Raw genomic sequence first — 11444 nt, 5'->3', positions numbered from 1 at the left:
TGGGGCTGAACGACAAGAGCCGGATGAATCGAGAGGTTCACGTCCGGTTCTGTGAGAGCCTGAAGGGGAGGTTCCTTTGGGCGACTCGATCTCCCGTTTCAGCACAGCGCGGCTCATTAAACCTCACACCATAGGAGCCCGTATGACCTTTGCTATCACGCCTGACAAAAAACTGATCTGTCCAGAAACCAACCACCTCGACGAAGCCATAGAAACAGCACGTCTCGGCATGATCTGCCTGGATGAGGTGCTGCGCCTGTTGCGGCCCGCTCGCGAACTATCCAAACGCGACGAAATGGTCAATGGCTTGATCCATTCCTGCATCGAGCAGGTCGCCGACCGCCACAATTTGTTCGATGTGATGCGCGCAGAATTCGAGAGCAAGAAAACGCGTAAAGAGTAACGTGCCAGAAGTAGGGCGGATGAGCGCAGCGTTATCCGCCGTTGGATGTGCCACAGACATTTGACGCATCCAGAACGGCGGAAGACGCTGCGCTTTTCCGCCCTACCTGCCCGCTCCCAGTCACGGGGCCGCAGAAAAATTACCAGCCTCTTCCTTACCCAAAGCCTCATGAAAAAAATCAACTGGATGCGCGTGGCCGAAGGCGAAATGGGCGTGGCCCGCTTCCCGTCCGGACAAAGCAATGCGCGCATTACCGAATATCACGCCGACACCAACATCCGGGGCTATGACGACAAGGCATCGTGGTGCTCGTCGTTCGTCAACTGGTGCCTGGCCGAAGTCGGCATTCGCGGCACCGGCTCTGCGCTGGCGCGCTCCTGGCTGGAATGGGGGCAGGCGCTGGATCAGCCTCAGCTTGGCTGCATCGCGGTTCTGAGCCGGGACGATCCTGCCAGCTGGCGCGGGCACGTGGGCTTTTTCTTGAGGACCGACGCCCAGTATGTTTATCTGCTCGGCGGCAATCAATTGGACCAAGTCTGCGAACTTGCTTATCCGCTGGCGGACGTGCTCGGTTATCGCTGGCCGCGGCCCGACGATTATGCTTAATCGAACGGAATTTCCAGCTGATTCCTGGTCGCATCCTCGGTCAAGCGTACGCCTATGCCCAGCAGCCGGACCGCTTGCCGGCCGCGCTGAAATCCGGTTTCGATCAGCTTCTGGAACAGCATCCGGTCCGGTGCCGTGCCCAGGCATTCGACAGTGGTTTGGCGGAAATCGGCAAAGCGGATTTTTACCGATAGCTTGTTGATATGACGCTCGGTGGTTGAGCGCCGTATCCGGCCTTCGAGTTTGCCGAACAGATCCGGCAGCTGCGCCAGGCAAGCCGCCAGATCGGGTAAATCGACGGAGTAGGTTTCTTCCACGCTGATCGATTGCAGTTCGCGCGTCGGGCACACTTCGCGCGGATCGATCCCGCGCGACAAGTCATACAATCTCTCGCCGAATTTGCCGAAATAATGTTGCAAATCGGCCATCGACCAGTTGCGCAGGTCGGCGCAAGTATGGGTTCCCAGCCGCTGCAATTTTTCCGCCGTCACCTTGCCGACGCCGAATAGCTTCTCGACCGGCAGCGCGGCCACGAAGTCCTCGACCTCCGCCGGTCTGATCACGAACTGGCCATTCGGTTTGTTCCAGTCGCTGGCGATTTTCGCCAGGAACTTGTTGGGCGCGATCCCGGCCGAGGCGGTGATGCCGACCGTTTGTTCGATGCGGGCGCGGATGTCTTGCGCAATCAAGGTGGCGCTGCCCTTGAAGTGGGTGGCGCGGGAAACGTCGAGAAAAGCCTCGTCCAGCGAGAGCGGCTCGACGATGTCGGTGTAATCGTGATAAATCGCCAGGATCTGGGCCGACGCGGCACGATATTTGTCCATCGAAGGCGGCAGGATCACCAGACCGGGGCAGCGCTTGAGCGCTTGCGCCGTCGCCATCGCGGAACGCACGCCGAAGCGCCGGGCCTCGTAATTGCAAGTGGCGATGACGCCGCGTTGCGTGGCTTTGCCGCCGACTGCTACCGGCAGCGTGCGCAACGACGGGTCGTCGCGCATTTCAACGGCGGCGTAAAAGCAATCACAATCGCAATGGATGATTTTTCTGAGCGGGGTGGTCACGATGATGGCGGGGAAATTTGATGCTGGAAAATCCTGCTCATTTTACCGTTGCGAAATATTGTTTGCAGGCGCTAAGGAAGCGCTAAGTTTGGCCGCTTAATCTTCATTTCACGCAATTCCCGCGTGCTTTTTGGAGATTGACCATGAACCGCTATAAAAAACTCGCTACCGTCGCCGTTTTGCTGACTTCCATGGCTGCCTTCGCCTATGCTGCCGAGCCAATTGCCAGCGACGCGGTGGCGATGAGCAAGGCAAAAATCACCTTGACCCAAGCAATTGCCACTGCTGAACAGAATGCCAACGGCAAGGCGCTCAGCGCCGAATTTAAGCATAAAAGGGGCAAGTCCTTGTACGAAGTCGATGTTGCCAGCGGCGGCAAGGTCATGGAAGTGAAGATAGACGCCGATCTGGGCACGGTTTTGTCTTCGACCGAAGAAAAGAAGGAGCACGATAAGGATTGAACCAGGCAATTAAACTGAGGTCCGGCTCGCCCTGCCTATCGGTGCGGCGGGCCGCTTCGGCATTGGCTGGAGGCTGAAATAAAGTAGCATCGCGGAGACACTTCGGAAAACCTACTGCGCGGCCCAATCTCGGGGCGGCGATGCTCGCCGTACCTCCGTACGGCTGCGCTTCTCACCCCGACCTTGGGCCGCTCGCTACGGTTTTTCGAAGTGCCCACAGATTAAGCACAAGGACAAAGCAATGAGAGTGTTGCTGGTGGAAGACGATCACATGATAGGAGAGGCCGTCGAGCAAGCGTTGAAAGATGCCGCCTATGCGGTCGATTGGGTGCGCGACGGGCAACTGGCGCTGACCGCGATTGTGGCGCAAAACTACGACCTTGTATTGCTCGACTTGGGACTGCCGCGCCGCAACGGGTTCGAGGTGCTGGCGCAGCTGCGCAGCCAGGAAAATCCGGTGCCGGTGTTGATCGTCACCGCCCGCGACGCGGTCGAAGACCGCATCCGCGGCCTCGATCAAGGCGCCGACGACTACGTGCTGAAGCCGTTCGAGATGGGCGAGCTGCTGGCCAGAATGCGGGCCGTGATGCGCCGGAAAAGCGGCAGCGCCAGCCCGCTGATGAGCAACGGCAGTCTGTCGCTGGACCCGGTTACCAGGGAAGCCAGTTTCGAAGGCAATGCCAGCCGATTATCCGCGCGCGAGTACAGCCTGCTGCAGGCGCTATTGATGCGGCCGGGAGCGATCTTGTCGCGGCAGGAGCTGGAGGACCGTCTGTACGGCTGGAATGAAGAAGTGGAAAGCAATGCGGTCGAATTCCTGATCTATTCGATCCGTAAAAAACTCGGGGCCGCGGCCATCAAGAACATAAGAGGCGTCGGATGGATGGTGTCAAAAAATACCTGAACAGTTCCTTGCAAGTCCGGCTCTCGCTTTGGCTCTCGATGGCGATCGTGACGGTGGCGCTGGGCGCCGGTGCGTTCTCGTTCGTCTTTGCTTTCAAGGATGCGAACGAACTCCAGGACAATCAATTGCGGCAGATTGCCGCACTCATCGTGCAAAACAATCTGCCGCTCGGCAGCCATATCCTGGAGACCTCCGAGCACGATCCGGAGTCCGATGCGCGCGTGATTGTGCAAGTGCTGCCAAGCCAGGATCGGGTATCGGCAATGTCCGCCAAGCGCAGTCTGAAGCTGCCCGACGATGTGAAAGAGGGTATGCAAACCTTGACTGTAAGGGACAAAAGCTGGCGTCTGTTTGTCAAGGAACTGCGTGCCGGCAACCGCCTGGCGGTGGCGCAACGGACCGAAGTGCGGGACGAAATCGCGCGCGACAGCGGGCTGCGGACGCTGGCCCCATTTGTCGTGTTGATACCGCTGCTGAGCTTGCTGGTCATCTTGCTGGTGCGGCAGATGCTGAAACCGGTGGCAAGATTGTCGGCTGCGATGGATCAGCGCAGCGAGAACGATTTAAGCCCGTTGGACGATGCCCATGTGCCGGCCGAAATCCGGCCGCTGACCGCTTCCATCAACCGCCTGCTGCAGCGGGTGGCGCAAGCGGTCGAGATGCAGCGGCGCTTTGTCGCGGACGCCGCCCATGAGCTGCGATCGCCGCTGACCGCCTTGTCGCTGCAAGCCGAAAATCTGGAACGCACCGGGCTGCCGCCGGCGGCGCTGCCGCGGCTGGCGAGCATGCGCCAAGGGCTGCAAAGGACCCGGCTATTGCTGGATCAACTGTTGAGCATGGCGCGTTCGCAAACCGAACCAAGCGTTGAGAATAAAGAAATATCGGTGCTGGCGGTGTTCCGCCGGGTGCTGGAACAACTGATGCCGGTGGCCGAGGCCAAGGGCATCGACCTGGGCGTCGTCAGCGAACAGGATGTGTGCTTGCCGGCGCAAGAAATCGACCTGACGACCTTGGTTAAAAACCTGCTCGACAACGCCATTCGCTATACCCCCGCCGGCGGCCGCATCGACCTGCGCGTCGGCCGGCAGCAAGGATGGGTGGAGCTGGAAGTGGCGGACAGCGGCCCCGGGATACCTGTGCAAGAACGGGACAGGATCTTCGATCCGTTTTATCGCATCCTCGGCAACGATGAGATCGGCTCGGGATTGGGGTTGGCAATCGTCAAGGCGATAGTCGATCGGATGGGCGGCACGATTGTGTTGGCCGATGCCAATCTGGATCCGGCAGCCAGGGGCTTGCGCGTGACTGTGCGCTTAAAGTAATGTTTTCTGAGGGCATCAGTGTTGCTTGCGGGCGCATGTAAATCAGGCACAACTCCCAAAACTCATCTCTGCGACCACCTGTTTTGATGGAAAATGTCGGATTGCGAATGTCATTTAGATAAAGATGACATTGCTTATTTATTCATATCCTCTCCAGATGAGTTTTTTATGCTTACCAGCCAAGACCAAGCCCGCCTAGACGCTCTCTATGATTCGATGCAAGAGGCCAGTCATACCTTTCTTGGTTATCCGGTGGCACGCGATTTCGATTACGAGCCGCTGTATCGCTTCCTGAAATTTCCTTCCAATAACATCGGCGACCCGTTCCAGTCCAGCACCTACCGCCTCGGTACGCGCGAGTTCGAGCGCGAAGTGGTCGATTTTTTCGCGAACCTGTACCGCGCGCCGAAGACCGATTACTGGGGCTATGTGACCAACGGCGGCACCGAAGGCAACTTATACGGCTTGTACCTGGCGCGTGAGCTATACCCGAACGGCATCGTTTATTTTTCGGAAGATACCCATTACAGCGTCGCCAAGAATGTCCATTTTCTCGGCCTGCGCCACATCATGATCCGGGCCCAGGAAAACGGCGAAATCGATTACGAGGATTTGAAGGAAAGCGTGCGTCTGCATCGCGACGTGCCGGCCATCATTTTCGCCAACATCGGCACCACGATGAAGGAGGGCAAGGACGATATCCGGCGCATCCAGAACATACTCGACGACCTGGTGGTGCTCAACCGCTACATCCACAGCGACGGCGCGTTTTGCGGTCCGTTCGCCTCTTTTCTCGATCCCAAACCAGCATTCGACTTTGCCGACGGCGCCGATTCGATTGCGATCAGCGGCCATAAATTCATCGGCGCGCCGATGCCGTGCGGCGTCGTCATCGCCAGAAAGCGCAATGTCGAGCGGATCGGACGCACCATCGGCTATATCGGCAGCCTCGACACCACGATCACCGGCTCCCGCAATGCGTATACGCCGCTGATGCTGTGGTACGCGATCAAGGTCATGGGCGAGCAGGGCTTGCGCCAGCGGCTGGCGCACTGTCAGGAGCTGGCCCGTTATGCGGTGGAGTCGCTGAACCAGCATGGCATCGCCGCTTGGCGCAATCCGAACGCATTGACCGTGGTGTTCCCAAAAGTCGCCGATGCGATCAAAAACAAATGGCAATTGGCGACGCAGGATGTCAGTCACCTGATCGTGATGCCCGGCGTAACCAAGGAAAATATCGACGCGCTGATTGCCGATCTGGCCCAGCCAACACAGGAGACAACATGAAGGCGATCAAACTGATTACGCAAGACCGGCTTGGCTTGATGGCCGAGATCGCGGAAATACTCGCGCAGCAACACATCAATATTGATAGCTTCGGCGGCAAAACCGTCGACCACCTGGCGGTGATGGAACTGGTGGTCGACCGTCCGGATGAGGCCATGCATGTATTGATCGACAAGGGGTTTCAAGCGGTGTCCGATGATTTGATCACGATCCGGATCGACGACCGGCCGGGCGCCTTGGCGCAAATTACGCGCGAATTGACCGACGCCAAACTGTCGATCCGCGGCATCAGCACCTTGCAGCGCCAGGAAGGACACTGCTTCGTCGCCCTCAGCACCGATAACGATGCGGTGGCCAGGAAGCTGTTGCAGACGCTGGCGTTTTAAAAATTGCGGGACAGAGTTTAAGAGCCGCCGTAGCGCGGCGAATTACTCTGTCCCCAACTGATCAAGAGCGATGTGTAAATTGCCATGAAATGCGTTAACGTCGCCAGCGAGTTTTAACGGCGACGGATGCGCCGCCGCGAAATGCTCTCCTGCGTCGCCACCACCAGCAACACCAGCACCGTCAAGCCCGACACCATCAGCAGATCCGTCAGGTAGGCCAGCGGCGCCAATATCGCCAATGCGCTCAAGCCAATCAGGTGCGACAGCGGGAACCGGCCGTACACCACGGTTTTGTAGATCCCATTCCCTAACAGATACAGCACCGGTCCAGCAACCAGGACCGCCGCCGCTGTGACGTCGATCGCAGCGGCCGGATGGGCAATTGTAAGCGCGTTGGCGACCGCGGCGACGATGACCCCGGCCACGATGATCACGTGCACATAATGAAAATAGGCGGCGATCCGGCCCGGTTCCGGCGCGTGCAGAATGGCTTCGGTCCCGGCCTGGCTGCTGGTGTCGAAATAAATCCACCACATCGCCAGACTGCCGACAAACGCCACCAGGAAAGCGATCAGCTCCGGCGCAGTCCACAGCGCCATCTGGCTGATGCCGGCGCCGGTCACCAGGATCGACTCGCCCAGCGCGACGATCACGAACAGCTGGCAGCGCTCGGCCATATGACCGCCCTCGACGGTCCAGTCCCCGGTTTTGGAACGGCCAAAGCCCGGCAACCAAAAACCGACCATCGGCGACAGATATTCGCAGCCTACGGCCAGTGCCCAGAACAGCAGGCGATAGCCGCTGCCGGACAATCCGCCTGCAATCCAGAACAAGCCCGAAATGCACAGCCAGCCAAGCATTAAACGGAAATTGAAGGTCAGCGCATGGCGAGGCCCCAGGTGCAGCACCACAAACAAGGTGCGCCCGATCTGGATCGCCGCATAACAAACCGCAAAGAGCAGACCGCGAGCGCCGAACGCATCCGGCAACACCGCCGCCATCAGCAAGGCCACCAGCATGATGGCGAACAGCAGCAGGCGGATCGGCATGGTCTCGGGATCGAACCAGTTGGTGACCCAACACGTGTATTGCCAGCCCAGCCACACCGCGAACCATAAAATCAAGGTCTGCAGCGCACCCGGCAGGCTCAGGTTGTGCAGCAGATGGTGCGATAGCTGGGTCACGGCAAACACATACACCAGATCGAAAAACAGCTCGACCGAAAGCACTTTCGCCTCGCTGCCGTCGCGTGCCCGCATCAGATTGGCCTGTCCCCAAATAGTCATTTTTGAATGCCTTCTCATCAGCGGTCGATGGGATCGCAGGCCTTGGCCGGCAGCGTGAGGCGAGTCTACACCGCGCATTCTGCCGCTACAACGGCATCCGGCGACGTTATCAGGAAACAGGGCAAGGTTCTGATTGGGCAAGAAGCGATCAAAAAGCGCGCTTCTTCCCGTGATCGTCCGTGCATGACTTGGATATCCTGAGAGCAAGAATAATAGGCCGTCAGCCATGCCAGAGTCAGACATCTCATATAGACGTTTGCCGCTGATATGACTGACATCACTCATCGGGCACATAATCCCAACAGGATTGACCAATCATGTTTTCATCCCTTCGTACACGACTCATCGTCATTTGCGTTTCCATCGTGGTTCTGGCGCTGGTGATCCTGGCGTCCGCCAACTTCACCACCACCCGCAATCGCACGCTCGAATCACTCAACGAGCAAATGCAGCAACTGGCCCGCGACCACTCGACCGGCATCGCGGACTGGATGCATTCCAAGGCCACCATCGTCACCTCGATCAGCATGTCGGCTGACGTCGCCGATCCTTTGCCGTTCATCAAGGCAGCTCAAAAGGCCGGTGAATTCGACGATGCCTACATCGCCTACCCGGACCGCCGGATGTTCGCCCCGCACCCAATGCCGGCCGGATACGATCCAACCGTCCGTCCTTGGTATACCAAGGCAGTGCAAGTGGGCGGACCAGTGCTGACCGCTCCCTACGTGGATGCGACCACCGGCAAGCTGGTGGTCACATTTGCCGAACCGGTCGCCGGCAAAGGCAGCGTCAAGGCGGTTTCCGCCGGCGACGTGGTGCTGGACTCGGTGATCCGCAACGTCAACACCATCAAACCGACCCCGAACAGCTTTGCCTTCCTGGTCGACGGCGGCGGCACTATCATCGCTCATCCGAATGCGGCAATGGCGCTGAAACCGGTATCGACGCTGGACGGCACGCTGTCGGCGCAAAAACTGGCCGACATCGAACGTACCAAAGAGAACAGCAGCGTCCGCCTCAACGACCGCGACGGTCGCCTGTTTGTCAGCAAGATCGCCGGCACCGACTGGATGCTGGTGGTGGTGATGGATTACGCCGAAGCGACGCAAGCGCTGACCTCGATGCTGATTACCTCGGCCGTCACGGCGCTGCTGATCATCGCGCTGGCCGCGCTGGTGCTGACCGTGCTGGTGGTGCAAGCGCTGAAGCGGATGGAATTGATCCGCGATGCGATGCAGGAAATCGCTTCCGGCGACGGCGACCTGACCCGTCGTCTGGATGCTGACGGCGCCGACGAGTTGTCGCAGATCGCCAGCGCATTCAACCTGTTCGTCGACAAGATCGCCGACGTTCTCGGCGAAATCCGCCGCACCAGCGAATCGGTCAAGGTCGCCTCGCACGAAATCGCCGCCGGCAATCTCGACCTGTCGTCGCGCACCGAACAGCAAGCCAGCTCGTTGGAAGAAACCGCTGCCTCGATGGAAGAAATCACCGGCACCGTCAAGCAAAGCGCCGACAATGCACGCCAAGCCAATCAACTGGCGGTCTCCGCCTCGACCGTCGCGGTCAAGGGCGGCACCGTGGTGTCGCAAGTGGTCGACACGATGGATTCGATCAATGCTTCGTCGAAGAAGATCGTCGACATCATCGGCGTGATCGACGGCATCGCGTTCCAGACCAACATCCTGGCCTTGAATGCGGCAGTCGAAGCGGCCCGGGCCGGCGAACAAGGCCGAGGCTTTGCGGTGGTCGCCAGCGAAGTGCGCAACCTGGCCCAGCGCAGCGCCACCGCCGCCAAGGAAATCAAGGGCTTGATCGGCGACTCGGTGGATAAAGTCGAAGTCGGCAGCAAGCTGGTGGCCGAAGCCGGCGTGACGATGGATCAGATCGTCGACAGCGTCAAACGGGTGACCGACATCATGGCCGAGATCACCGCCGCCAGCCAGGAACAAAGCACCGGCATCGACCAGATCAACCAGGCGATCAGCCAGATGGATCAAGTCACACAGCAAAACGCCGCGCTGGTGGAAGAGGCTGCTGCTGCTGCCGCCTCGCTGCAAGACCACGCCGGCAATCTGTCGCAAGTGGTCAGCATGTTCAAGCTGGACGCCGCGCACAGCATGCCGACCTTGAAGCCGGCGCCGGCCGCCAAAAGCGTGCAGCTGAACGCGAAGACCGCACCGCAGCTGAAGAATGCCAGCGTGATGTCCTTGAGCAGAAAGGCCGGCCCGGCCAAAGCGCTAGGTAACGACCATAAAAAGGTTGCCAATGCACCAGCCAGTGCTGGTTCTGCGGAGGATTGGGAACAGTTTTAATGACTTGACGTGACAGTGATCCGGGCTGGCCTGGACCAAACCGCGCGCGCATTGCAATGCAATCTGCGCGCGGTTTTTTATTTCGGAGACACAACGGATTCCGCCATGCATACCTCTGTCGCATGTTGTGCGGCCGGTGCGGTGGATAACGCTGCGCTCATCCACCCTACTTATTGCGCGTGTTCTTACTCTTTGATTATTCGCGCATCACATCGGGCAGACGCCATCAAGCAACAGCGGCGTAGGGCGGAAAAGCGTAGCGCCTTCCGCCGTTCTGGATGCGTCAAACACCTGTGGCACATCCAACGGTGGATAACGCTGTGCTCATCCACCCTACTTATTACACGTCTTCTTACTCATTAATTATTCGCGCATCACATCGGGCAGACGCCATTAACCAGCAGGGCAGGGTTCCGATTGAGCAAGAAGTCAGCAAAAAACGGGCCTCATCCCGCGATCGTCCGTGCATCGCTAGGGATATCCTGAGAGCAACACAATAGGGCACCTCTAAAAACCTACTGCGCGGCCCAATCTCGGGGCTGCGATGCTCACCGTACACTCGTACGGCTCCGCTTCTCGCCCCGACCTTGGGTCGCTCGCTACGGTTTTTAGAGGTGCCCGATAGACCGCCAGCCATACCAGAGTCAGCCATAGCCATCGCGATGTTTGAGCCTGATGTGACCGGCACCACTCCTTCAACAGGATTTTCCTTTCATGTTTTCAACTCTTCGTACACGACTCATCGCCATCTGCGTCTCCATCGTGGTTCTGGCGCTGCTGATCCTGGCTTTCGCCAACTACACCACCACCCGCAACCGCACGCTCGATTCGCTCAATGCGCAAATGCTGCAACTGGCCGGCGATCATGCTTCCGGCATTGCGGAATGGGTGCATTCCAAGGCCGCCATCGTCACCTCGATCACCTTGTCGGTCGATGCGGCCGATCCTCTGCCGTTCATCATCGCAGCCAAAAAGGCAGGCGAATTCGACACTGCCTACATCGGCTACGCGGACAAGCGGATGGTCTCGCCGCGCGCCCAGAAACCAGGTTACGATCCGACCGCCCGGCCCTGGTATATCAAAGCCACGCAAGCCGGCGGACCGGTCCTGACCGCTCCCTATGTCGGCGCCAGCACCGGCAAACTGGTGGTCACATTCGCCGAGCCGAGCACCGCCAAGAGCGGCCTTAAAGCGGTTGCCGGCAGCGACGTGGAGCTGGATTCGGTGATCCGCAACGTCAACACCATCAAACCGACCCCCAACAGCTTTGCCTTCCTGGTCGATGGCGGCGGCACCATCATCGCCCATCCGAATGCGGCAATGGCGCTGAAACCGGTATCGACGCTGGACGGCACGCTGTCGGCGCAAAAACTGGCCGACATCGAACGTACCAAAGAGAACAGCAGCGTCCGT

Annotated in this window: 11 protein-coding genes; 9 read left to right on the top strand and 2 right to left on the bottom strand. The window is 59.0% G+C overall.

Translation table 11 applies throughout. The features are described from left to right. Positions 1 to 142 precede the first annotated feature (142 nt). Both ACFPM8_RS17615 and ACFPM8_RS17610 read left to right on the top strand, forming a co-directional pair. Positions 143 to 403, top strand: a complete 261-nt coding sequence (locus ACFPM8_RS17615) for a hypothetical protein (RefSeq protein WP_378999389.1) — start codon at positions 143 to 145, stop codon at positions 401 to 403. 186 nt (positions 404 to 589) lie between these two features. Next, on the top strand, positions 590 to 1009 hold the full coding sequence (locus ACFPM8_RS17610; RefSeq protein WP_378999402.1) for a TIGR02594 family protein: 420 nt from the start codon (positions 590 to 592) through the stop codon (positions 1007 to 1009). On the opposite strand, the gene dinB is transcribed toward ACFPM8_RS17610, so the two are convergent. After that, positions 1006 to 2070: a DNA polymerase IV gene (gene dinB, locus ACFPM8_RS17605; protein ID WP_378999387.1), complete on the bottom strand. Its 1065-nt coding sequence runs from the start codon at positions 2068 to 2070 to the stop codon at positions 1006 to 1008. The genes ACFPM8_RS17610 and dinB overlap by 4 nt on opposite strands. Before the next feature lie 143 nt (positions 2071 to 2213). On the opposite strand from dinB, the gene ACFPM8_RS17600 reads away from it, so the two are divergent. From ACFPM8_RS17600 to ACFPM8_RS17580, 5 genes are all read left to right on the top strand, one after another. Further along, complete coding sequence (locus ACFPM8_RS17600; RefSeq protein WP_378999385.1) at positions 2214 to 2531, top strand: PepSY domain-containing protein; 318 nt, start codon at positions 2214 to 2216, stop codon at positions 2529 to 2531. A 241-nt stretch (positions 2532 to 2772) separates the two neighbouring features. After that, positions 2773 to 3435, top strand: a complete 663-nt coding sequence (locus tag ACFPM8_RS17595) for a response regulator transcription factor (protein WP_378999383.1) — start codon at positions 2773 to 2775, stop codon at positions 3433 to 3435. After that, the gene (locus tag ACFPM8_RS17590) at positions 3411 to 4757 is read left to right on the top strand and encodes a sensor histidine kinase (protein ID WP_378999381.1); all 1347 of its coding nucleotides are present in this window, start codon (positions 3411 to 3413) and stop codon (positions 4755 to 4757) included. Before ACFPM8_RS17595 ends, ACFPM8_RS17590 begins: the two co-directional genes overlap by 25 nt. A gap of 168 nt (positions 4758 to 4925) precedes the next feature. Beyond that, positions 4926 to 6044 carry a histidine decarboxylase gene (locus tag ACFPM8_RS17585; protein WP_378999379.1) on the top strand — a complete coding sequence of 373 codons (1119 nt, stop codon included), beginning with the start codon at positions 4926 to 4928 and terminating at the stop codon, positions 6042 to 6044. Then, on the top strand, positions 6041 to 6430 hold the full coding sequence (locus ACFPM8_RS17580) for an ACT domain-containing protein (RefSeq protein WP_378999377.1): 390 nt from the start codon (positions 6041 to 6043) through the stop codon (positions 6428 to 6430). The genes ACFPM8_RS17585 and ACFPM8_RS17580 overlap by 4 nt, the downstream gene beginning before the upstream one ends. 113 nt (positions 6431 to 6543) lie before the next feature. On the opposite strand, the gene ACFPM8_RS17575 is transcribed toward ACFPM8_RS17580, so the two are convergent. Beyond that, positions 6544 to 7716, bottom strand: a complete 1173-nt coding sequence (locus ACFPM8_RS17575; RefSeq protein ID WP_378999376.1) for a low temperature requirement protein A — start codon at positions 7714 to 7716, stop codon at positions 6544 to 6546. A gap of 317 nt (positions 7717 to 8033) precedes the next feature. Between ACFPM8_RS17575 and ACFPM8_RS17570 the strand changes: the two genes are divergently transcribed. Beyond that, on the top strand, positions 8034 to 10031 hold the full coding sequence (locus ACFPM8_RS17570) for a methyl-accepting chemotaxis protein (protein ID WP_378999374.1): 1998 nt from the start codon (positions 8034 to 8036) through the stop codon (positions 10029 to 10031). A gap of 714 nt (positions 10032 to 10745) precedes the next feature. Then, positions 10746 to 11444: cache domain-containing protein (locus ACFPM8_RS17565; protein ID WP_378999372.1), on the top strand; the 699-nt coding region annotated here is incomplete at its 3' end.

The organism is Paraherbaspirillum soli (assembly GCF_042654985.1).
Lineage (GTDB): Bacteria > Pseudomonadota > Gammaproteobacteria > Burkholderiales > Burkholderiaceae_D > Paraherbaspirillum > Paraherbaspirillum soli.
The sequence above is the reverse complement of the archived record's forward strand: the minus strand, read 5'-3'. Positions and strand labels throughout refer to the sequence as shown.